The 20,931-nt window shown below is 47.8% G+C and carries 23 protein-coding genes; all 23 read right to left on the bottom strand.

Going from position 1 to position 20,931, the window contains the following annotated elements; genetic code table 11:
* The 23 genes from AAE250_RS10355 to AAE250_RS10245 all read right to left on the bottom strand — a co-directional run bounded on the left by AAE250_RS10355 (position 1) and on the right by AAE250_RS10245 (position 20,860).
* Positions 1–378 (bottom strand): hydroxymyristoyl-ACP dehydratase, encoded by a 378-nt coding sequence (locus AAE250_RS10355; protein WP_294595914.1) that lies wholly within the window; start codon positions 376–378, stop codon positions 1–3.
* 1 nt (position 379) lies between these two features.
* Positions 380–931, bottom strand: a complete 552-nt coding sequence (locus AAE250_RS10350) for a hypothetical protein (RefSeq protein WP_294595916.1) — start codon at positions 929–931, stop codon at positions 380–382.
* Positions 906–1,541, bottom strand: a complete 636-nt coding sequence (locus AAE250_RS10345; protein ID WP_294595918.1) for a LolA family protein — start codon at positions 1,539–1,541, stop codon at positions 906–908. Before AAE250_RS10345 ends, AAE250_RS10350 begins: the two co-directional genes overlap by 26 nt.
* A 12-nt stretch (positions 1,542–1,553) precedes the next feature.
* Positions 1,554–2,222: a polysaccharide deacetylase family protein gene (locus AAE250_RS10340; RefSeq protein ID WP_294595919.1), complete on the bottom strand. Its 669-nt coding sequence runs from the start codon at positions 2,220–2,222 to the stop codon at positions 1,554–1,556.
* Entirely contained in the window at positions 2,216–3,175 is a 960-nt protein-coding gene (locus tag AAE250_RS10335) for a beta-ketoacyl synthase chain length factor (RefSeq protein WP_294595987.1), read from the bottom strand. The genes AAE250_RS10340 and AAE250_RS10335 overlap by 7 nt, the downstream gene beginning before the upstream one ends.
* Complete coding sequence (locus AAE250_RS10330; protein WP_294595921.1) at positions 3,175–4,365, bottom strand: beta-ketoacyl-[acyl-carrier-protein] synthase family protein; 1,191 nt, start codon at positions 4,363–4,365, stop codon at positions 3,175–3,177. The genes AAE250_RS10335 and AAE250_RS10330 overlap by 1 nt, the downstream gene beginning before the upstream one ends.
* Positions 4,365–4,622, bottom strand: coding sequence for a phosphopantetheine-binding protein (locus AAE250_RS10325; RefSeq protein ID WP_294595923.1), 258 nt, complete (start codon positions 4,620–4,622; stop codon positions 4,365–4,367). Before AAE250_RS10325 ends, AAE250_RS10330 begins: the two co-directional genes overlap by 1 nt.
* Positions 4,623–4,626: 4 nt before the next feature.
* On the bottom strand, positions 4,627–6,348 hold the full coding sequence (locus AAE250_RS10320) for a beta-ketoacyl synthase N-terminal-like domain-containing protein (protein WP_294595925.1): 1,722 nt from the start codon (positions 6,346–6,348) through the stop codon (positions 4,627–4,629).
* Positions 6,333–6,776 carry an acyl-CoA thioesterase gene (locus AAE250_RS10315; protein WP_294595927.1) on the bottom strand — a complete coding sequence of 148 codons (444 nt, stop codon included), beginning with the start codon at positions 6,774–6,776 and terminating at the stop codon, positions 6,333–6,335. The genes AAE250_RS10320 and AAE250_RS10315 overlap by 16 nt, the downstream gene beginning before the upstream one ends.
* A complete protein-coding gene (locus AAE250_RS10310; RefSeq protein WP_294595929.1) occupies positions 6,773–7,207 on the bottom strand; it encodes a hydroxymyristoyl-ACP dehydratase in 435 nt (144 codons plus the stop codon). Before AAE250_RS10310 ends, AAE250_RS10315 begins: the two co-directional genes overlap by 4 nt.
* Positions 7,204–8,289: a class I SAM-dependent methyltransferase gene (locus tag AAE250_RS10305; RefSeq protein ID WP_294595931.1), complete on the bottom strand. Its 1,086-nt coding sequence runs from the start codon at positions 8,287–8,289 to the stop codon at positions 7,204–7,206. The genes AAE250_RS10310 and AAE250_RS10305 overlap by 4 nt, the downstream gene beginning before the upstream one ends.
* Before the next feature lie 14 nt (positions 8,290–8,303).
* The gene (locus AAE250_RS10300) at positions 8,304–9,188 is read right to left on the bottom strand and encodes an LpxL/LpxP family acyltransferase (RefSeq protein WP_294595933.1); all 885 of its coding nucleotides are present in this window, start codon (positions 9,186–9,188) and stop codon (positions 8,304–8,306) included.
* Between the two features lie 4 nt (positions 9,189–9,192).
* Positions 9,193–9,450, bottom strand: coding sequence for an acyl carrier protein (locus AAE250_RS10295; protein WP_294595935.1), 258 nt, complete (start codon positions 9,448–9,450; stop codon positions 9,193–9,195).
* A 7-nt stretch (positions 9,451–9,457) separates the two neighbouring features.
* Positions 9,458–10,678, bottom strand: coding sequence for a beta-ketoacyl-[acyl-carrier-protein] synthase family protein (locus AAE250_RS10290; protein WP_294595937.1), 1,221 nt, complete (start codon positions 10,676–10,678; stop codon positions 9,458–9,460).
* Positions 10,675–11,403 (bottom strand): 3-oxoacyl-ACP reductase FabG, encoded by a 729-nt coding sequence (fabG, locus tag AAE250_RS10285; protein WP_294595939.1) that lies wholly within the window; start codon positions 11,401–11,403, stop codon positions 10,675–10,677. The genes AAE250_RS10290 and fabG overlap by 4 nt, the downstream gene beginning before the upstream one ends.
* Positions 11,404–11,431: 28 nt before the next feature.
* On the bottom strand, positions 11,432–12,973 hold the full coding sequence (locus AAE250_RS10280; RefSeq protein ID WP_294595989.1) for an HAL/PAL/TAL family ammonia-lyase: 1,542 nt from the start codon (positions 12,971–12,973) through the stop codon (positions 11,432–11,434).
* Positions 12,974–13,090: 117 nt separating this feature from the next.
* Positions 13,091–15,349, bottom strand: a complete 2,259-nt coding sequence (locus AAE250_RS10275; RefSeq protein WP_294595941.1) for a RelA/SpoT family protein — start codon at positions 15,347–15,349, stop codon at positions 13,091–13,093.
* A 68-nt stretch (positions 15,350–15,417) separates the two neighbouring features.
* Positions 15,418–16,713, bottom strand: a complete 1,296-nt coding sequence (locus AAE250_RS10270) for a transglycosylase SLT domain-containing protein (protein ID WP_446715749.1) — start codon at positions 16,711–16,713, stop codon at positions 15,418–15,420.
* A 45-nt stretch (positions 16,714–16,758) separates the two neighbouring features.
* The gene (locus AAE250_RS10265) at positions 16,759–17,547 is read right to left on the bottom strand and encodes a DUF5683 domain-containing protein (protein ID WP_294595944.1); all 789 of its coding nucleotides are present in this window, start codon (positions 17,545–17,547) and stop codon (positions 16,759–16,761) included.
* A complete protein-coding gene (locus AAE250_RS10260; protein ID WP_294595947.1) occupies positions 17,548–18,435 on the bottom strand; it encodes a ParB/RepB/Spo0J family partition protein in 888 nt (295 codons plus the stop codon).
* A 65-nt stretch (positions 18,436–18,500) separates the two neighbouring features.
* Positions 18,501–19,265 carry a ParA family protein gene (locus AAE250_RS10255; RefSeq protein WP_294595949.1) on the bottom strand — a complete coding sequence of 255 codons (765 nt, stop codon included), beginning with the start codon at positions 19,263–19,265 and terminating at the stop codon, positions 18,501–18,503.
* Between the two features lie 341 nt (positions 19,266–19,606).
* Entirely contained in the window at positions 19,607–20,107 is a 501-nt protein-coding gene (locus tag AAE250_RS10250) for an HU family DNA-binding protein (protein WP_294595951.1), read from the bottom strand.
* A gap of 279 nt (positions 20,108–20,386) precedes the next feature.
* On the bottom strand, positions 20,387–20,860 hold the full coding sequence (locus tag AAE250_RS10245; protein WP_294595953.1) for a DUF456 domain-containing protein: 474 nt from the start codon (positions 20,858–20,860) through the stop codon (positions 20,387–20,389).
* Positions 20,861–20,931 lie beyond the last annotated feature (71 nt).

The following is a 20,931-nucleotide window of genomic DNA, read 5'->3' as shown; positions in this document are numbered from 1 at the left end:
TTATTTACTTATTAATTGTGCTTTCAACTTGATGCAAACCTCTTTGGTTGAGGCGCCTTCTACCTGTACCTGTAGTGTATTTGCCTCGTTCTTCCTGATGGTAAGCATGAACCTTAAATCGGCTGCCTCATTGGGGTTGACGGCCGAAAGAAATTTACACGATGCAATCTGTTTGTATTGCAGGGGCGCCCGGTATATCTCCTCTATGCACTCTTTGATTATTTGTAGCATACAGACTCCCGGCACAACGGGATGCTGTGGAAAGTGGCCTCCATAAACAGAATGTTGTGGATTGAGCCTGACTTGCACAACCCAATCTGTATCATTTATATTTTCAGATTCTATGATGTTATAAAAACCGGTTAGAAGTTCAGCCATATTACATTGAGGGTTCTTTTAATTTGTCCAACTGAATACTGAGTCGCAGCCAGGGATGCCTGATCCGTACTTGTTCAGGATATCCCGATACGAATTGCGATAAATAGAATATCGATTTACCCAATCCTCTGCCGGTAACTCTTTTTTCAAAGGTACTGCTTTTCTTTTTGATGCGGATATTCTTCTCACTTAAAAATAGATTCTTGAAGTCCATTTCCAGCAATTGCAGCATTTTTTTCTTCTTCATGGGCTCTATGCAACTGTTGACACGGAACTCTCCTTCGTGGAGTGAGAAGTCAAAAAGACTGAGCCCGAAATAGGTAGAGGCTAATATTCTTATCTCGTTGTCCGGTAACTTCCGTACAATCAATAGTCCGCTAAAGTGATGTTTCATAAAGTCCAGCTGCATATTGTACTTTTGTGAATGTTCTTCGGCACGGATGATGGGTACGGCATGCATTGCGGCATTCCTTTCCGTCTTTTTTGAAGAAGCACAGGAAGTGAGCAGGAATAGGACCAGTATGAGGTTAGCGAACAGAAAACTTTGTTTCATCTTTCAGCGCATTAAACTGTTTGTTATAGAACTCGTATTCCGTATAGTTGGTGCCCGTTTCCGAAAGCCGTAACTTATGGACAGACATGTCTTTTTTATCCAGATATATTTCAATGCCTGAGATATAGGCTTGCACAGCCTTGTTTGTCGGTATGATTTTTACCAGATAATAGGAGGCGTTTTCAAAATAGTCCAGTTTATAGTCTGATGACATTTTCGAAAGATCGCCTACCATACATGCCGTAAGCATATCCTGCATCTGGTTCATCATTTTGTTAGCACTCAGACTCATTACGCTCTTCTTGCCGTCTGCAACGATTTTGAGGCGGGCGCCGTTGATTACAATCAGATAATTGATGGGCTGGGCATATTCCATACATATCTTATCGCTCTTCTGATAATAGAATTTCCCTTTGGAAGTCACTTTCTCATCCAGGATATCCAAGTATTTCACTTGCGTGAAATCACTTTCAATGGATTGGATGGTTTGTGCTTCTTTTGCCAGACGGCTATTGAAATCCTGCATTCGGACTAACTTTTTCATAGTCTGGGCGTGTGCACAAGAGACGGCGCCCAATGTTATTAATAGTGTGATGAATACTGTTCTCATAATGATTGTTATTTATAGCATCTTGTCCAGACGGACAACTGTATATCCTTTCTCTCTGATTAAACAGAGTATTTCTTTCAATAATAAATCACTGTCCGGCATCCGGTCGTGTAAAAGGATGATGGAGCCGGGGCATAACTTCTTCCGGATACGTCTTAATACCTTCTCCTGCGATGGGTGCTGCGTGTCGAATGTCCTGATATTCCACCCGACAGGTGTATAGCCTGATAGTCGGACGGCTTTTGCTATCGTAGGATTCGTAACCCCGAATGGCGGACGAAATAATTTGATATCCTGCGAAGTTACTCGTTCTAAAGCAGACTGGCAAGCCTGTAGCTCTTTTTTCATTCGTGCAAGGCTGTACAGTGGGAATGTATTGGCGTGGGTATAGGAATGGTTTCCTATTAAATGCCCTTCATCCGTTATTCGTTGAACCAACCGCTCATTCTCTTTTACTTTATATCCGATGCAGAAGAAACAGGCAGGAACTTGCTGTTCCTTGAGTACTTGCAGCACTTTGGGAGTCTGTATCGGGTCCGGCCCGTCATCAAAGGTGATGGCTACTATCTTCTCTGTTGTCTGTTTCTTGCAGAATACCTTGAGGTAGATATTAGATCGGACATTGCAAGAAGCATAGACAAGGAAAACAATGACTGATATGATGATCACTTCTGCTACCATTGCCTTTTTCTTATTAGAATTAGCGAGTGGTTGATGGAATGGAAATGGTTGTATATTAAGGCTGTCTGCTCGGAACATGGGGCTTCTCCAAATGCCCGAGCTACTTTCCATACGGCAAAAGCGACGGCTGTGGGGTATTCGCCGCATTCATCTTTAAAAGTGCTGTATTTGGCTGCCGGGAATAAGCTCTTTTCTAAATCAGTGTATATCGCGTCTTCTTTCCCGTTCCCATTTTTCCCGGTGACAAACCAGTCTATTTGATTAGAATCGGACAGATGTTTTTGCAGGAAGTGTTGGATATGTACGGCTACGTCTGTTGCAGAGTCTGCATGCCGGAAGGTAGAAATCCCTGTGATTTCTGCCAAGGTAGATTCCGAAGGTTGTTGCCCCAGCAAGAAGAATTGTGCACCTTCTCCGGCCGGTATACCTTTCAGTAATCCCAGTCGTTGTTGTATGGCATGGCTGGCGGGAGTAATCTCGTCCATTGCGCCTACTAAAACATTTTCGTCCCCTTCCCATATCCTCATCATACCGTCCAGCAGTGCACTTTCAAAACTCAGTCCGCGGTGCACGTATGTCATGTTATAGGCATGTATCTGGCGGATCAATGCAATCTGGGCTCCAACGGTGTTGAAGGTAGACTGGATGAAAGGGGTAGGGTTCAGCAGTTGCTCTTCGTTCTCAATAACCGTATTCAGAAACTTCTCTGTATCTGCCAGGCAACCCAGTCCGGTAGCAGTGATAATTGCATTTACCTTTTCGGAGGGTAGAGAACTGATGCATTCCAGTCCGCAAGCCACTCCCATCTTGATGATGCGGCTCATCCGTCTCCGTAACACAGCATTTGTGATGATGCTTTTGTAGTCTGGTTCCCGGGCCGACAGATAAGGCCGTTCTTCCGAAACGGGGTCTGCATGAATAGAGGTTATATGATTGATATACACCGGCTGCATCATTTCTTGTTTAAAGTTGAAAATAGTAGTGACGAATTATTTCCGCCGAATCCGAATGAATTTGACAGTACATTCCGAATGGGCAATCCTTCGCGGAAGGCAGTTTCAGGAATCAGCCTGTTTTCTTCTATCGGCTTTTCGAAATTCAGGTTAGGATAGATGAAACCATGGCGTACGGAGAGCACAGAATAAACGGCTTCAATTCCTTCCGAGGCTCCTAATGTATGGCCAATGAAAGCTTTTACGGAGCTGAATGGTGGAATTTTTTCTCCAAATATCCGACGGATAGCAAGTCCTTCCGAAAGGTCGTTGCTCGGGGTTCCCGTGCCATGTACGTTGATGTAATTAATCTCTTCGCAGGGAATGTCGCTTTGCCCAATGGCTTCCGTCATTGCCCAGAAAGGCCCGTTCCCTTCGGGAGAACTGCCCGTCTGGTGAAAAGCTTCGTTCACATTGGCATATCCGCTAAGCAGGCAATAAGCGTCTTTTCGGAGTGATTTCTCCGATTGCAGTATGATGTATCCGGCTCCTTCTCCTAAATTGAGTCCGGCACGGGATACATCGAAAGGGCGGCAATGCTCTTTATCCAGAATCATGAGGGAGTTGAACCCGTTGAGGGTAAATTTGCACAAGGCATCCGTACCTCCTACAATGGCAGCATCCAACTGTCCGTTCCGAATCATTCGGGCTCCTAACATGATGGCGTTGGCAGCCGATGAACAAGCGGTACTGATTGTAGTTACGAAATTGTTCACTTTCAGATAGTCCGCTATCATCTCAGTGCTTGCGCCGCAGTCGTGGGAAATGACTTCCCGCAATCTTCCTTTCCTGTTGTCTCTCTTGAATGAGTCGTAGAAATGCTCACTCAAATCCATGCCTCCTACCGAGGTGGAAGAAATAAGGCCGGTGCGTAGAGAAGCTATATCCAGCCGGGCATCGTCCACTGCTTCTTTGGCAGCCAGCATACCCAGCAAGGCTGTACGGGAGACTGTTTTCTCCGTATCTATAGAAAGTAACCGTTTCAGTTCTTCATTGCTGTATTTCACTTCCGATACGGGCACATCCAGTTTGGTGGGAAAAAGAGTCACTTTCCCCATACCATGCCTGTGATTTCTGAGCGAAGCTATATTTGCCGCAACACCCAGACCGATACCTGAAACAACACCTAAACCGGTTACGTATATCTTCATTACTTTTGATTCTCAGAGATATAGTTTGCCAAAGTATGTATGGAGTAGAATATCTGCTTTCCTTCTGCCGGATTCTTTATTTTGATTCCGTAGTTGCGTTCCAAGATGAGAATTATTTCGAGGGCGTCGATGGAGTCGAGTCCTAAGCCTCCGTCACCAAACAGAGGTTCGTCGGGATTGATGTCTTCCGGATTGATTTCCTCCAGATTCAGCTCTTCAATCAGTTCTCTTTTTAGTTTTTCTATCAATTCTTCCATATCGCTATTGTACTTCTATTAATTTAAAATCTGCTTTATATTGTTTCTGTAAAAGATTGCACCAGCCGATGATGCAAGCCTTCAATTTATTCTTTTCCATTACAATCCGGGCATACCGTTCCAGTTTGTCCGCATCGTATTCCTTTTCTATGAAGAAAGTGTTTTCTCCTTGTATTTTGTGGCGGATGCATATCTCGCCGGCAACTACGTTGGGCAAGGTATATACAAATACTGCCGGACTTGCTGCGTGGTCTCCTTCCCGGTCGATAATTATCTGATGGCGGATGTCCGTATCTAACGAAGCTACCGAGTTTGCCAGCAAGATACCGATTTCTTCCGGTTGGAAGTTCTTTTCTTGTAACAAGTATTCTGCCGCTGTATATCCCAGTTTGCAAAGGTCGTCCATTTTGTAGAATTTCATGTTACTTCCACCTGTATTTTTGTAGGCTTCGCGGATAAATGTGGCAAAGTCGGTGGCAGAAGATGAAAAAATACTTTCCCCGTTCAGGCGTAAACCGGAGTTTTCAATGGAAACGGTGGCTGTGGTGTGCATGGTCTTTGAACCGGATGTCTCTTTTCCCGGCTGTTGATATTCGGGCAGGCTTAGTATGATGGCTGCATTGCAACCTCCGAACCCGGAGGCCGTTTTAAGGCAATGCTTCATTTGCATTTCCCAATGCTTTTCCTGAACAAGGATGGGCATGCTGACGCCTGTCTCTTTATAACCTAACGTGCCGAATACTATCTTCTCTTTCAGTTCGTGGATGCAGATAATAGACTCAATCACTCCCGATGCTCCCAAAGTATGCCCGAAATAAGATTTCATGCTGTTTACGGGTACTGCTTCCAATCCTGCCCAATGAATGGCTTTGGCTTCCATCTCGTCATTGTAGGCAGTTGCTGTACCGTGGGCATTGACGAAACTGATATCTTTCTTCGTAACCGCCGCTTCTTCCATTGCCCGGCGGATGGCAAAGTAAAGTCCGTCTCCGGTACGCGACGGGCCGGAAATGTGGTTGGCATCATTACTGATGGCGCCTCCCGACAATATAATGTCCGTATCACTTCCTTCCGAACTTAACAATACGGCTCCACATGCTTCTCCTAAATTGAGCCCATCCCTTCGGGCATCATAAGGACGGCATCTTTCTGCACTGACAGACTTGAAGGAGAGGAATCCGCTGGTGATGAAATGGGAGAGGACATCGCCGCCTGCCACTATCACCTTCCTGTATCTACCCGATTCTATCCATCGTTTCGCAACAATCAAGGCCGATACTCCTGATATACAGGCGTTAGAGATAATCTCCACACGGCTGTCGGCATGGAAGTATTCGCCTATTCTTCTGCCCATCTCCCATAGGTGGATTTTGGAGTTCGGCTGATCGGTCTGCTTACTTAACAGATCAATATTTCCTTTGGTTGTAGAGAGAATGAGACCGCAGTCTTCATCTGCCAAACTGATGCCGGAACGGGACAAAATCTTTTGTATGGCGAGGATGAACAGCCGTTCCAGCCGGGTATAAGAGTCCGATCCTTTTGTTGCCTCCGTTAATGCCGGATCGATGGTAGCAGCCAATATCGGCTCGTCGGAAATCAGCCCGGCCTCATGCAGCGCAATGCCACTCCGATATTCCCGGATGGCTTGCAGGTTCTCCCGGGTGTCCACCCCTAAAGAACTGATGATCGTATCTGCAGTGATGTATACGGTTATAGGATGTTCCATTTCTTCTTCCATTCCTGATAAAAAGCCGGAGTTATTAATTCTAATTCTCTGTTATTGTTCAGAAATACCTGGGTTGTGCTTCCTGTGGCCACAATACTGTTGTCCGTAGCCCGGTAGAGTACGTATTCGAATTTTATTTTAGCAGCTTCGCAGGCGATATACCGGGTTTCAATAATTGCTTCCTCGCCGAATGACAGCGGCTGCTTGAACTGGCAAGTCAGGTCGACGATAGGCACCATGTAGCCTTCCCTATAAATATCCATATATCCTAATCCGTAATGTTTTCCGAAAGATTCTCTTCCGTCCTCAAAATAACGGACGTATTCGCCGTGCCATACAATCTGCATGGAGTCGACTTCACTGAAACGTACCTTTACAGTGGTGCGGTCTGTGAGGGCTGCTGTGTGTAAATTCGTCTTTTGCCTCATTCTTTCTTTAAAAATATTTTCATCCGGCATTCGGCTGTGATCCCCTCTGCAGTGCTCACGCGGGCTGCCACCAAAGTGATGTCGAATACTTCCTGGATGACCGTAATCTCAGTAAACAATTCCTGCCCCACTTCCGGTAAGCGATGAATGGTCAGCTTATCTACGGAACCGATGAACCCCAACGGAATAGACTCGTTCTGCTGCAAATAGATATATCCGATCCGTGCAGCTGCCGACTGGGCTATATGTTCGATGATTCCGGCTTCCTGCAGCCTTCCGTCCTGGCAGAAGATATTGTCGGAGGTTATTGTCAAACCTGAATAAGAAGAATTATCTTCTATACCGCAGAATGTATCTACCATAACGATAGGAGGACGTTGCGGGATCAGTTTCAGAATTTCTTCGCCAGATATGATAGGGGTTCGTTTCATTGCAGTTTACATTTTACGATGCTGTGTCCCAGTCCGAGGTTATCATATATTTCTTCTATTTCCAGTCCGGCTTCCCGGATGCAACGCGCCATGTCGTCCGAATGGTACATCTTGCTGTTACCGTTTGCCATTGCAGTGAAGTAGATGCTGATTTGCGTCAGGCAATAGGCAGCTGTTTCAAACTTCTGCCGATCCCAAAAGGTTTCCATGATGAAAAGTCTTCCGTCTGCAGACATAGACCGGGCGGCACGTGACAGGATACTGATAATTTCCTGTTCGGAGAAACAGTCTAAAAACTGGCTCATCCAGATAGCGTCGAATCCTTCGGGGAAAGGTACATCTTTGTCAAGAAGGTTTGCTCCATATCCGTGAATACGCTCATGTCCGGGAATGTTTTTGGTTTTCTGCTTCATCATTTCCAGTTGTTGGGGCAGGTCCATGATGGTTACCTCCACTTCCTTATTATATTGTACGCATCGTGTAGCCCATCTTCCGGTGTTTCCTCCCACGTCGAGCAAGGTGCGGGGAGAATGGTTGAATACAACTTCGAGTGCCTGGTCAAAGGAATTGTCCGAATAGAAATGGTCGAATCCAAACCAGCTTTTCTGCACTGGTTCGGGCAGACTGGACAAACCCTCGTATATCGTAGGCCAGTTCCCCAGTTCTTTCAAACCTTCCGGCCGGCCGTTGACCAGCGCTTCTTCCAAATGGGACAATCCCTTGTAATTCACATCCTGGTTGAAGTCCATATTTACTTTGGCCATTTCGTCGTTCAGCAGGAACCAACCGGCTTTTGCTAGCAAATACCGGTCATCTTTTACCAGCACAGTGCCAATGGTGAGCGAGGCTTCCAGTAGAACTTGCGCAGCATAGAGCGACAGCCCGGTAGCCTGACCGATCTGCTCCAATGTCCTGCCTTCCCGGTGATCGGACAAAAGACGGAATATACCGAATTTCAGCATCAGGCGAGACACTTGAAATACGATGGGACCAAAAGCTATTTCTTGTGCCAGCCGCTGTGCCTGCACGGCAGTGAACCGTTCACGGCTATATTTCTTTTCTAAAGAAGGAGATAGTTTCATGCAGTTATCTTATTTTATTCGGGCAACTTCCAGAAAGGATAATAGTTGAACCATTGTTCGGGATATTGTTTGACTATATTCTCTAAAGCTTTGACGTACTGTTCCAGCAGGCACTGCTCTGCTCTTTTCTCTTTGGAGCCGGTCACCTTCTCTGCCAAGATAAAGTGGAAGTGATAGATTTGTCCGGCTTCTCTCATCGCAAAATAGAATACCACCGGCACTTTCATCCGTGATGCCAGTAGAAAAGGGCCCATGGGGAAAGATGCTTCTTGTTCCATAAAAGTACAGGTCAGCAGTTTGTCTGCATTCAGATAGCGGTCTCCCTGAAAACATACATACTCTTTATTATCCAGGGCTTCCGTTATCTTGAATATGTGTGCCAGGTTATCTTCATTGACCGGTATTATCTTGTAAGGTTGCTTCAGACCATTCTTTTTCAGTACCTCTTTGATCTTTTGGTGTTCGGCATCGTACATCACTACATTTATCTTCTTGCTGTAATCATTGAAAAAGGGAGTTCCGATTTCCCAGTTCCCGACGTGTGCGCCGATCATGATTACTCCTTGCCCGCTGTCCAGAACATCCAGGAACTCCTGGTATTGGCTGAACTTGAAATGATACTTGTCTATCATTCCGTTTCCGATGGCTACCTTGTCAATGAGTATTTGTCCCAGGCGATAATAGTTGCTCAGCAATAAACCGGCCGAACGCATACGGTTTCGCTTCAATATGCGGCGGGCATATTGCCAGGTGCTTCGCGTTGCTTTCGGGGCGAACGGTATGAAATAAAGAACGATGAGAGACAGAAAACCATAGGCAGCTTTTACACCGAGATATCTGATGAGATAAATGAAAAACAAGTATCCGGATACACCGCCGCGGGTTTTACCTTTCCACATTCTGCTATTCGTTTTTGCCGTCGGACATACGGGTGATGACGAGATTGTAGAAATCCTGGAATGTCTTAATTCCTACAAAATCCTGCCCGGTTACGTTGAAACCGAAGTTCTTTTCAATCAATACCACCATATCTACCAAATCCAGGCTGTCTAATTCGAGCGTTTGCATGAGCGGAGCATCAGGCTGGATAAGATCGATGTCTACTTCAAATTCCTCTGATAAGGTTTCTCTTATCTTTTCAATGATTTCTTCGTTGGTCATACTTATGTTACTTTACTTTCTTTATTATTAAGGTGGAATTGGTTCCTCCAAATCCGAATGAGTTCGACAGGAAGGTGTCAAATTCCGTATTTATTCGTTGGGCTGGGATGTTCAGCAGGCAGGATGCTTCATCCGGCTCCTCAAAATTCAGGTTAGGGGCGATGAAGTTGTTTTGCATCATCAGGGTGGAGTAGATTACTTCGCTGGCACCTGCCATCCACATCTCATGTCCGGTCATCGACTTGGTAGAGGTCACGTATGGACTGTGTCCCTTGAATACCTCTGCTATCGCCTTTGCTTCGTTTAAGTCGCCTATCGGGGTGGAAGTGGCATGTGCATTGATATATCTGATTTCGTCCAATGCAATGCCTGCTTCGCGTACGGCCATCTCCAGCGAACGCTTCGGACCGTCTATATTCGGTACGGAGATATGTTCTCCATTGGATGAAAATCCATAACCGATAACTTCTGCCAGTATGGGGGCTCCCCGTTTTATGGCCGATTCGTAACTTTCCAGCACCACACTGGCACCGCCTCCGCTGGGCACAAGTCCGTCTCTGCTTTTATCAAAGGGCCTGGATGCTTTTTGTGGTTCATCTTCCCGGGTGGAGAAAGCGCTTAATCCGTCGAAACTACCTACGGAAAAAGGGTTCACTTCTTGCGCGCCACCACACAAAATGCAGTCCTGCAATCCCGATTTGATAAGCAGGTAGCCCATCCCGATGGCATGGGAACCGCTGGCACAAGCCCCGGAAACCGTGAAGTTTATTCCTTTGAGCTTGAATATGACGGACAGGTTCATGGACACTGTGGAGTTCATGGACTGGAAGATAGAGCCGGAACCGACCAATACGGTCTTTTTCTTCTCGCGGATGATGTCTACCGCATTGATAACCGGTGCCGTGCTGCTGTCGTTTCCATACAGAACACCCATCTCGTTGGCTTCCAGAAAGGCTTCATCGATACCTGCATTCTTAAAGGCTTCTGCAGTTGCCATATAGGCGTATTCGCCCTGTTCGGGCAGGCAGAGGCGTTTCCGCCTGTCCAGTAATTTTTTAAGGTCGGGACGTTCCAGCAGGCCGGTTAAAGCAGACTGATAACCCAATTCTTTCCGTTCGGGATCGATGCCGATACCTGATTTTCCGTTATAGAGCGAATCTCTTACTTCGTCCAGATTCTTTCCGATGCACGAGTAAATTCCCATTCCGGTGATGACAACTCTTCTCATGTATATAGCCCTCCATTGATTGAAATAACTTCACCGGTGATATATGAAGCGGCGGGAGATACGAGGAAACCTACCAAATCGGCTACTTCTTCGGCTTCACCGAAACGGCCGGCCGGGATGTGTTTCTTCCATTCGTCTTCGTTGATGTCTTTAGTCATTTCCGTACGGATGAATCCCGGTGCAACGGCATTGACGGTGACATGTTTCTTGGCAACTTCCTGAGCCAGGGCTTTAGTAGCAGCAATGATACCTCCCTTTGCGGCAGAGTAGTTGGTCTGTCCGGGCATTCCTTTGATGCCCGATAATGAAACGATGTTGACAATACGCCCGGAGCGTTTCACCAGCATATCTTTAAGCAAGGCTTGGGTGACATAAAAGAAACCGTTCAAACCGATGTTCAGTACTCCGTTCCATTCCTCCTCCGTCATCCAGAGCAACAGGTTATCCTTGCGAATACCTGCATTGTTTATCAGCACCTCGATATATTCATCCGGATGCTGTGCACTCCAGGCATTCAGTACTTCAGATACCGATGCGGAATCGGCAACATCGAATTTCAGTAATTCTCCGTCCCCGCCTTTTTCGCGGACCAACTGCAAGGTTTTTGCAGCCTCTTTGTCATTGCTTTGATAATTTATCAGCACAGAATATCCCATCTCTGCCAGCTTTATGCTGACAGCGCGTCCTATGCCTCGGCTTCCGCCTGTTATTAATGCGTATTTCATCTACTGTTCATTACATTTTGTCATTAACTCATTGCCAAAGGCACGAATTGAATTTCCTCTCTTTCAGATACTTCTCCATGGCTTCTATCTCTTTATACTTGGGAGTGTCCTCTGAAAAGACGGGGAAGAAAGCCCGAATTTCATTGTATACACGGCGTGACTCTGTACTTAGTTTATCTTGTATCTTCAGGCAGTCTACAGCTTGTACAATGCCCATAAACAAGATACTCATTACCTGGAAAGAGTTGTTAACAACCGTTTTAGCTATCAATGCAGAGTTAGTTCCCATGCTAACAATGTCCTGATTGTCATTGTTGTTCGGAATACTGTGCACATACATCGGGTTGGACAATGTCTGGCATTCGGCAGTGGTGGAAGTCGCTGTAAATTGTGAAGCTTGCAGTCCATAATTCAGTCCTAAAACACCTAAATTGACGAAAGGCGGAAGTATGCCGTTGATGCGGTCGTGAAACAGGTAATTCAGCTGGCGTTCGCAGAGCATGGTCAGTTTGGTAATGGCTATTTTCAGTTTGTCCATTTCGAAGGACACATAATCTCCGTGAAAGTTCCCGCCATGATACACATTCTGTGTTTCCGGGTCTACAATCGGGTTGTCGCAGGCCGAATTGATTTCGTTTATAAGCACTTCTTCCGTGTTTATCAGCGTATCGTAAACCGGTCCTAATATTTGCGGAGTACATCTCAGTGAATAATAGGGCTGAACCTTGTGCTCGAAGATTTTCTCTTCATGCTTCCGGCTGTATAATTCATTTTCCCTTTTTCGCATACAGTTGCTGTCTGCTGTCCAGGCTCTCATGGCTTCGGCTATCTTTCGCTGTCCTTTATGGAGTTTGGTCTCGTTTAAGGGCTGGGAGATGAAATCGTCGTACGAAGCGGCAATCTCGTTCATCATTGCCGAGGCGCATATCGACCAATCAAGTAACTGCCGGGCATAAATCAGATTGACAACGCCGATACCGGTCATGACGGAAGTGCCGTTTGTGACGGAAAGTCCTTCGCGTATGTGTATGGAGAAAGGCTTGAGGTGATTCTTTTCAAGCACTTGGGCGGTGGGTTGTAACTTCCCTTGATGGAATACTTCTCCTTCTCCTATCAGCGTCAGTGCCATGTGGGCAAGTTGCACTAAGTCGCCACTGGCGCCTACACTGCCATGCTCCGGTATGTATGGAATAATATTCAGATTAATAAACTTAACAAGCAGTTCTGCCAGTTCCCTGTGTATACCGGATTTCCCCTGAAGAAAAGTGAATAGCCGGGCAATCATAGCCGCCTTTACATAAAGTGCGGGTAATGGAGCACCTGCCCCTGTAGAGTGGCTTCTGATGATGTTATATTGTAGTTCCACTAATGATTTATCATCGATTCTATATTGCGCCATAGGACCGAAACCGGTATTAATCCCGTAAATAATTTTATCATTAGAGAAGTCCTTTAAGAAGCGGAAACTTTCATCTACTTCCTGAATACTTTCATCGGAAATGGTTATTTCTTCATCATCGAACAGCAGCTTCTGGAGCATCCCCAAATTTATATATTTGCCCACTATCATAGTATACTTCATTGATATATACTGCAAAAGTAGCTATTTTATATCAATATTGAATAACTATGTAAGATAAAACTTTTTTTATCTCAAAGGTTTTGCCCTGTCTTTCAAAGCTTTTGTTTATTCTTCGACTCTCGTCACTTGTTTGATGTTCTGTATCTGTTTCAGGTTATCGCAGATACTCCGTACATCATCCACATCGTGTACATAAAGCTGTATTTTTCCTTCAAAGATGCCGTCGGTGGTTTCGATGGTCAGTTTGCGGATATTCACGTTGAGTTGGCGGGAGATGACCTGTGTCACTTCATTGAGCAACCCCATGCTGTCTATACCTTTTATATATATGGTGACGAGGAATGACAAATCCTTGTGCGTATCCCATTCAGTAGCGATGATGCGGTTGCCGTAACTGCTCTTGAGGCGGGCGGCAACGGGACATTGGCGCTTATGGATGATGACACGGTTCTCTTCGTCTATATAGCCCAGTACGTCGTCACCCGGAATGGGGTGGCAACAGTCTGCCATGATATAGTTCTTCGAGATGGTTTCCTCTGTCAGTTTCAATATCTGTTTGGTATTGATTTTCTCCTGCGGGGCTTTTTCTTCGGGTTGTTCCTTTACATCCTTATTGTCTTTATTACCGAAGGAGAAGGTCAGGAACTTCTTCCAGTTGGTGCCTTGTTTTTCTTTGAATGCATTCTTGTCCGCATCGCCCAATACGAGTCTTTTGCTGCCGACGGCGGCAAGCAGTTCGTCGCGAGTGTGGAAGTTATGCAGTTTTGTCAGCTTATCCAGCGCGGCATCGTCTATATGGATGTCTTCGTTCTTGAAGAAATCGGCCACCAGGATTTCACCTTCCTTTTGATTGGCCTTGGCTTCTTTGCGCAGAATGGCTGCTATCTTGGCGCGGGCGCGGGCGGTAGTGGCATACACTTCCCACTCCGGTTGTACGCGTTGCGATTTGGAGGTCAGGACTTCCACCTGGTCGCCACTTTGCAGCTTGTGGCTGAGGGGTACCAGTTTATGATTGACCTTCGCTCCGATGCAGTGGCTGCCGATGTCGGTATGCAGGGAGAAGGCAAAGTCCAGTGCCGTAGAGTTCTGCGGCATTGTCTTGAGATCGCCTTTCGGGGTAAACACGAATATTTCCGAGGCAAACAGGTTCAGCTTGATGGTATCGAGGAAGTCGATGGCATCCGGTTGCGGGTCGTCCAGAATTTCCTTGATGGTACGCAACCATTTTTCCAGTTCTCCTTCGTCCTCGCCGCCACCGCCTTCTTTGTACTTCCAGTGGGCGGCGAAGCCCTGCTCGGCAACGTCGTTCATACGTTCGCTGCGGATTTGTACTTCAATCCACTGTCCGTTGTTTCCCATCAGGGTGACGTGCAGCGCCTGGTAACCGTTGGCTTTGGGATGGCTCACCCAGTCGCGCAGGCGGTCGGGGTGAGGTTTGTATATCTTGGAGATGGAGACGTAGATGTCGAAACAGTCGTTCAACTCTTCCTCCATGTTGCGGGGTTCGAAGATGATGCGCACGGCAAGCAGGTCGTAGATTTCCTCGAAAGGTACGTGCTTGGTCTGCATCTTGTTCCAGATGGAGTAGATGGACTTGACGCGGGCAAGGATGTGGTATTTCAGACCCATCTTATCCAGCTGTTCGCGTATGGGGGCGGTGAATTCCTTGAATACCTTGTCGCGCTCCACGGCGGTTGCGGCAAGTTTCTCTTCTATTTCGTGATACTCTTCGGGGTGTTCGTATCGGAAACTTAAGTTTTCCAGTTCGGTCTTTATCTTGTACAGACCCAGACGATTGGCAAGCGGGGCGTAGATGTAAAGCGTTTCTCCTGCAATCTTGAATTGCTTGTTGGGCAGCATAGAGCCGAGTGTGCGCATGTTGTGCAGGCGGTCGGCTATCTTGATAAGGATGACGCGGATATCATCGGACATGGTGAGCAGCAGCTTCTTAAAGTTCTCTGCCTGTGCTGAGGCACGGTCGCCGAAGATGCCGCCGGAAATCTTGGTCAGCCCGTCTACAATCTGAGCTATTTTGGGACCGAAGATATTTTCGATATCTTCTACGGTATAATCGGTATCTTCCACTACGTCGTGCAGCAATGCCGAGCAGATGGAGGTGGACCCAAGGCCTATTTCGTTGCATACAATTTTTGCAACGGCCAGGGGGTGCATAATATATGGTTCGCCCGAACGGCGTTTGATGCCCTTGTGCGCCTGGTTGGCAAAATTGAATGCCTTGGTTATGATCTCGACGCGCTTACGGTGTTTGGTTGCCAAATAGTCGTTTAACAGTTCTTGGAATGCCTGTTCAATCATTTCTTCTTCGGCTTTCTCTTTCTCCTTTTGGCTTACATTTTCATCCATGCTGTATCTCCTTTCTTCACTTTCTGCAAAAATAAGCAAAATCCGACACCAAGCAAGCGTTTATGTATTTATTTATAAATCTTCAATCGCTTTCCTGCGGCAATATTATTGTTGCGCAGGCCGTTCCAGCTCTTTAATTGGTTGACAGTGACACCATAACGACGCGCAATGGTTGACAATGTTTCTCCACTTCGAATCTTATGATAGGTAGGGGTGCCTGTGCCGGCACTGCCCCTGCTGCCGCGTGCCGTCGAGCGTGTGTCGGAAACGGCAACCGTTCTGCGGTTCTTGAACAGTTCGTTGCTGCGGTGGGCATAAATGGTATCTTGTTTGTCTATAAATGTGCTGATGTAATTCATCGGCAGGCGGAGTGTCTGCGGTTTGCTCTCTCCCGGGATGACACTTTTCTTGAACTGCGGGTTCAGGCTCTTGATTTGGTCCAGGCCGATGCCGCAGATATCGGAAATCTGTTCAAAATGCAGGTTACGGTTTACTTGCACGGTATCGGTTGCCTCCGGGATATTGGTTTCCATGGGGCAGATGTTATGCTTGCAGTAGTAAGTCATCACGTAGTTGGCGGCGATGAAAGCGGGCACGTAGCCACGTGTTTCTTTGGGCAGGAAGTTGTAGATTTCCCAATAGTCCGTTTTACCGCCGGCACGGCGGATGGCTTTGTTGATGGTGCCGGGGCCGCAATTGTAGGCGGCAATCACCAGGTTCCAGTCCTTATATATGTCGTACATGTCCCTCAGATAACGGGCAGCGGCCCAGGTAGCCTTTATCGGGTCGCGGCGCTCGTCTACGAGGCTGTTGCTTTCCAAACCGTACATTTTTCCGGTGGCGAGCATGAATTGCCACAATCCGCAGGCACCGGCACGCGACACGGCGGAGGGGTTGAGGGCAGATTCGATAATCGGCAGATATTTCAGTTCGAGCGGCAGGCCGTAGGCGTCGAGTGCTTCCTCGAAGATGGGCATGTAGAAATTACAGGCGCTCAGCATAAAGGCAACCTGGTTGCGCAGGCGTCCGGCGTACATGTCGATAAACTTGCGTACAATTTCGTTGTAAGGCATCTCCATGACGGTCGGCATGCGCGACAGGCGGTCGATGTATACCGAGTCGCTGAATAGCGGATTCTCCGTCGATGTGCTGCAATCCTTGCCCAGGTCTATGTAGTTTTTGGCTTTCCAGTCGTTGAGCAGGCTGTCCAGTGGGTAAGTCATACTTTTGGGCAGCTCGATGGTTTCCTGGCGCTCTGCCCCGTTTTCACGAATCAGCACTTCCACACTCTCTTGTGCGCGCATTTGCGGGGCGGCAAGGAGGGCGCAGAACAGGAGTGAGGAACCGATGATGATTTTCTTCATATATGCGGGTTTATGTATCATGGGTTATTAGCATTTATTTTAGTATTAGAATCGGAAACTGCATTGCACGCCTACGGACTTGCCCGAGAAACGTCCGGAAGACGACTGGTTGTCGAAGACCGTCGGTTCCACCTTCATGCTGAGGTCGGGGGTGATGTCGAAGTTCGACAGTTCGGCATCAACATAGGCATCGACCACCGAGAGCAGATATACGCCGATAAAGGCAAAGATACTCAAGTCCCGGTATCGGCGGTAGGTGTCCTTGCGCTTTCTCAATATCTCAGTCAACTGGCTTTCGGTGTAGTTATAGTTAGGCGGCAGCAGGTCGGTGATGCTGCTGGACTCAAAGTTTCCATTTACGGCATCCTTATATGCAGCCGCGTAGTCCTTGTACATCTTGCCGTTCCAGGTAAGGGCATAGGCACAACCGGCAAAGCCACCATAGAAGATGGGGAGTTTCCAGTATTTGCGGTTGTATATCTGTCCGCCGCCGGGGATGACGAGGGCCAGCCACGTCGCCTTTACGGGGTTGGGAATCCATACTTTCGGGTTCACTGCTTTTTGCAGACTGTCCGTGGGGACGGCCGGTTCCTTTATCTTAGGAGCGGCTGTCATTTCCAGCAGTTTCTTCTTGTTTTCGGCAGCAAGGCTGTCGGCCACGGCAAGGCTGTCGGCACTCATTATGGTGACGCCGAGGCTGTCCGTATTGTGTCGGTGTATTCGTTTGGTAGCCGCACGCGGGCGGTCCTGACCATACATAGCAATCCCTGCCGTCTGCAAAAAGCAAAGCAGCAGGGCGATGGCTACTTGATATATTCTTCTCTTTTTCCTCATTTACTTCTTCAGCGTATCAAGGATGCCGATGATACGTTCCAATTCTTCTTCGTTACTGAATGGGATACTGATCTTGCCTTTTCCCTTCTCCGAGCAGGTGAGCTGCACTTTGGTGTTGAAGAAGCCCGACAGCTGTTGCTTCAGCATGTTGAACTCTTCGGGCAGTTTGGCGCGCTTGGGCGCAATCTTGCGGGTACCGCTTTTCACGGTTTCGCCTTCGCTCAGGGATTTTACAATCTCTTCGACCTTGCGTACGGAGTAGCCGTGCTCCAGGATCTCTTCGAATATTTTCACTTGCAGCTTCGGGTCGCCGAGGGTTACCAGTGCACGGGCATGGCCCATGTCTATCTGCTTGTTCTGCAAGCCCATCTGTATGGGGGCAGGCAGTTTGAGCAGGCGCAGGTAGTTGGCAATGGTGGTGCGCTTCTTGCCCACACGTTCGCTGAGGCGTTCTTGCGTCAGTCCGTATTGTTCCAGCAAATGCTGGTAGGCAAGGGCGATTTCCACGGAGTTCAGGTCTTCGCGTTGTATGTTTTCGATGAGGGCCATTTCCATGACGTTCTCATCATCGGCTGTGCGAATGTAGGCGGGAATGCTTGTCAGTCCGGCAAGCTGCGAGGCGCGGAAACGACGTTCGCCGGCGATGATCTGGTATTCATCGTCGTTGAGCTTGCGCAGAGTGATAGGCTGGATGATGCCTATCTCGGAGATGGAGTCGGCCAGTTCCTGCAACGCCGTGGGATCGAATTCGCGGCGGGGCTGGTTGGGATTGACGGCAATCTTCGACAGGTCTATTTCGTTGATGGAGGAAGAGCCTTCGGTCTGCACTTCGTCCATGGAAAGCAGGGCGTCCAGCCCGCGTCCTAATGCGTTTCTTTTCTGTGCCATCTATTCATTTACAATTTGACAATTTACAATGTACAATTTAACCATGCGGTGTAATTGTTCTATCTTTATTCATTCCGGCTTATCAGCTCCTTGGCAAGTGCCATGTGGTTCTTGGCTCCGGTTGAGTCCGCATCGTACAGGATGGTGGGCAGACCGTAGCTGGGAGCCTCGCTCAACTTTACGTTGCGCTGGATGACGGTGTTGAACACCAGTTCCTGGAAGTGGCGTTTCACTTCGTCGTAGATCTGGTTGGCCTGGCGCAGGCGCGAATCGTACATCGTCAGCAGGAAGCCTTCGATTTCGAGTGCCGGGTTCAGCTTTGATTTGATGATTTTGATAGTGTTCAGCAGTTTGCTGATGCCTTCCAATGCAAAATATTCCGCTTGGACGGGGATGATGACAGAGTCGGCGGCAGTCAGTGCATTGACTGTAATCAGACCCAGTGAAGGCGAGCAGTCTATCAAGATATAATCAAACTCTTCCCGGAGCGGTGCGAGTACTTCCTTCAGTATCTTTTCGCGGTTCTTGAGGTTGAGCATTTCTATTTCGGCGCCTACCAGGTTGATGTGGGAGGAGATAACCTTCAAGGTATCTATCTCCGTGTCGTGAAGGGCTTCGCGCACGTCGGCACGGTCGATAATGCATTCGTAAATAGTACATTCCGACTGCTTGATGTCTACGCCCAGGCCGGAAGAGGCATTGGCCTGCGGATCGGCATCTACAACGAGGACTTTCTTTTCGAGCGTGGCGAGTGAGGCGGCAAGGTTGATTGTGGTCGTAGTCTTACCTACACCTCCCTTTTGGTTAGCCATAGCAATTATTTTTCCCATAATCTCAATATTTATTGGCAGCGAAATAAGTGATAATTCCGGATTGTGCCTACAAATTCGGAGAAAGATTGCAAAAACGGTTGATAAGTCGGCTGTTTTGTTAATAACTCACAGGGGATTATCTCCGTTTTTTCCTCCAAAGAGTGCACTTAAAGTGCTCTTTCTCTGTTTGGTGGGCAAATATACGTATTTATCTTGAAATGAAGCAGTTTTTTTGTCTCGCTTGCAGAAGATTAAGATTTGTTTTACGCAATTTGTGCTTTCGGCTTTTTCTGCTTTCAAGCCTTCAATGTTCTCTGTATGTGCCTGTTTGCGGGCAATGGCGGGTGAAGGGGGTGGTTTCACCCGGGTTCACCGTCTGCCACCGACAAATCTCCTGCTTTCTCTGATGCATGTTCGCGTTCCAGTGTTTCCGGGCGCAGCATGTCGGCGGGGAAATATTTGCTCAGCGGGTAGCGGAAGAAGTCCATGTTCTGTCGTAGCCTGCGAACGAGCATGCGGTCGGGCTTGAAGTAGATGCGCGATACTTCTACCTTGCCCGGCGTTACGTCGTCGGGGTGCTCGAAGCCTTCGCTGGTGATGGCCAGGTTGAAGGAGCCGAGTCCCTTGATGGTGACGGACTCGCCTTCGCTGAGGGCTTCTTCGATGTATTTAGGCAGGTCTGTCAGTACGCTCTGCACCTCGCCTGCGCTCATGCCTTTGCGGGCAGCCATTCGTTGTGCCAGTTTGTCTGTGGTTACTCCGCCGCGTACCTGCAAGGTGCGTTGCACGGCATAGTACATTTGTTTCATTCCTTCTTTAGTGCGGAAAAGCTTCTTGCGCACCAGGTAAATCATTCCCATATTCTTTCTTTATTTATTAGAGTTATTCGTTATTATCGGTTTCATTCTTGCTGTGCATCCGGAACATAGGTACCTGGCAGGTGAATCTCCTGTTGCTTTGCGCTGTATGTCGGTGAGATGTACTGCACAAGATGGCATCTTATGCTGCTCAAGATGGCATCTTGTGTTGTTCAAGATGGCATCTTGTGCAGCAAAGGTAGTAAAGGTTATGCAGATAAGCAAGCTTCTTACGGAAGAAAGGGAGGAATGTTGTAGGGGAAGGGGAATAGGGCTCTTCTTTTAGAACAAGTTTGAGACAAACTGATAGATGAAATATCCGCAGACCACGCACTTCAGCACCGTGCCCAGCAGGAAGCCGAGCAGTGAGCCCAGTCCGGACTTCAGTGCTTGGCGGGCCTTTCTGCCTCCCAGCAGTTCTCCGATGAAGGCGCCGAGGAAAGGGCCGAGGATGATTCCCCAAGGCATGAAGAACAGTCCGACGATAGTGCCCACGAGGCAGCCGCGTGTTCCCCACCGGCTGCCTCCGCTGTATTTGCTGCCCAGCATGGGGACGAAGTAATCGAGCACCTGCATGACGATGACGATGAATAGCCATACCAGCAGTTGCGTTGTGGAGTATTGCACCTTGTCCGTGAAATGCAAAAGCAACAAGCCTGCATAGGCTACGGGCGGGCCGGGGAGTACGGGCAGGAAGCAACCTGCCAGGCCGGCGATGAGGCAGAGGATGCCTAGAATGATTAAAAGTATGTCCATATTAGTCTTCTTTGAGGTGTAGAGCGGAAAGCTCGGCTTCTATCTGTTTGATGCCGGGCAGTGCGCTCTTT

Source organism: Bacteroides sp. GD17, from assembly GCF_038448625.1.
Lineage (GTDB): Bacteria > Bacteroidota > Bacteroidia > Bacteroidales > Bacteroidaceae > Bacteroides.
This window is presented reverse-complemented; position numbering and strand designations above follow the sequence as displayed.

What these genes read in the sequence shown, in the direction of transcription:
- AAE250_RS10335 (WP_294595987.1), bottom strand. Translation starts at nt 3,175, where the DNA reads ATGCAGCCGGTGTATATCAATCATATAACCTCTATTCATGCAGACCCC.
- AAE250_RS10270 (WP_446715749.1), bottom strand. Translation starts at nt 16,713, where the DNA reads ATGAAGAAAATCATCATCGGTTCCTCACTCCTGTTCTGCGCCCTCCTT.
- AAE250_RS10315 (WP_294595927.1), bottom strand. Translation starts at nt 6,776, where the DNA reads ATGAGGCAAAAGACGAATTTACACACAGCAGCCCTCACAGACCGCACC.
- AAE250_RS10300 (WP_294595933.1), bottom strand. Translation starts at nt 9,188, where the DNA reads ATGTGGAAAGGTAAAACCCGCGGCGGTGTATCCGGATACTTGTTTTTC.
- AAE250_RS10320 (WP_294595925.1), bottom strand. Translation starts at nt 6,348, where the DNA reads ATGGAACATCCTATAACCGTATACATCACTGCAGATACGATCATCAGT.
- AAE250_RS10330 (WP_294595921.1), bottom strand. Translation starts at nt 4,365, where the DNA reads ATGAAGATATACGTAACCGGTTTAGGTGTTGTTTCAGGTATCGGTCTG.
- AAE250_RS10280 (WP_294595989.1), bottom strand. Translation starts at nt 12,973, where the DNA reads ATGATAGTGGGCAAATATATAAATTTGGGGATGCTCCAGAAGCTGCTG.
- AAE250_RS10255 (WP_294595949.1), bottom strand. Translation starts at nt 19,265, where the DNA reads ATGGGAAAAATAATTGCTATGGCTAACCAAAAGGGAGGTGTAGGTAAG.
- AAE250_RS10355 (WP_294595914.1), bottom strand. Translation starts at nt 378, where the DNA reads ATGGCTGAACTTCTAACCGGTTTTTATAACATCATAGAATCTGAAAAT.
- fabG (WP_294595939.1), bottom strand. Translation starts at nt 11,403, where the DNA reads ATGAAATACGCATTAATAACAGGCGGAAGCCGAGGCATAGGACGCGCT.
- AAE250_RS10275 (WP_294595941.1), bottom strand. Translation starts at nt 15,349, where the DNA reads ATGGATGAAAATGTAAGCCAAAAGGAGAAAGAGAAAGCCGAAGAAGAA.
- AAE250_RS10250 (WP_294595951.1), bottom strand. Translation starts at nt 20,107, where the DNA reads ATGGGAATGATTTACCTGGTGCGCAAGAAGCTTTTCCGCACTAAAGAA.
- AAE250_RS10350 (WP_294595916.1), bottom strand. Translation starts at nt 931, where the DNA reads ATGAAACAAAGTTTTCTGTTCGCTAACCTCATACTGGTCCTATTCCTG.
- AAE250_RS10290 (WP_294595937.1), bottom strand. Translation starts at nt 10,678, where the DNA reads ATGAGAAGAGTTGTCATCACCGGAATGGGAATTTACTCGTGCATCGGA.
- AAE250_RS10305 (WP_294595931.1), bottom strand. Translation starts at nt 8,289, where the DNA reads ATGAAACTATCTCCTTCTTTAGAAAAGAAATATAGCCGTGAACGGTTC.
- AAE250_RS10310 (WP_294595929.1), bottom strand. Translation starts at nt 7,207, where the DNA reads ATGAAACGAACCCCTATCATATCTGGCGAAGAAATTCTGAAACTGATC.
- AAE250_RS10265 (WP_294595944.1), bottom strand. Translation starts at nt 17,547, where the DNA reads ATGAGGAAAAAGAGAAGAATATATCAAGTAGCCATCGCCCTGCTGCTT.
- AAE250_RS10345 (WP_294595918.1), bottom strand. Translation starts at nt 1,541, where the DNA reads ATGAGAACAGTATTCATCACACTATTAATAACATTGGGCGCCGTCTCT.
- AAE250_RS10325 (WP_294595923.1), bottom strand. Translation starts at nt 4,622, where the DNA reads ATGGAAGAATTGATAGAAAAACTAAAAAGAGAACTGATTGAAGAGCTG.
- AAE250_RS10245 (WP_294595953.1), bottom strand. Translation starts at nt 20,860, where the DNA reads ATGGACATACTTTTAATCATTCTAGGCATCCTCTGCCTCATCGCCGGC.
- AAE250_RS10340 (WP_294595919.1), bottom strand. Translation starts at nt 2,222, where the DNA reads ATGGTAGCAGAAGTGATCATCATATCAGTCATTGTTTTCCTTGTCTAT.
- AAE250_RS10260 (WP_294595947.1), bottom strand. Translation starts at nt 18,435, where the DNA reads ATGGCACAGAAAAGAAACGCATTAGGACGCGGGCTGGACGCCCTGCTT.
- AAE250_RS10295 (WP_294595935.1), bottom strand. Translation starts at nt 9,450, where the DNA reads ATGACCAACGAAGAAATCATTGAAAAGATAAGAGAAACCTTATCAGAG.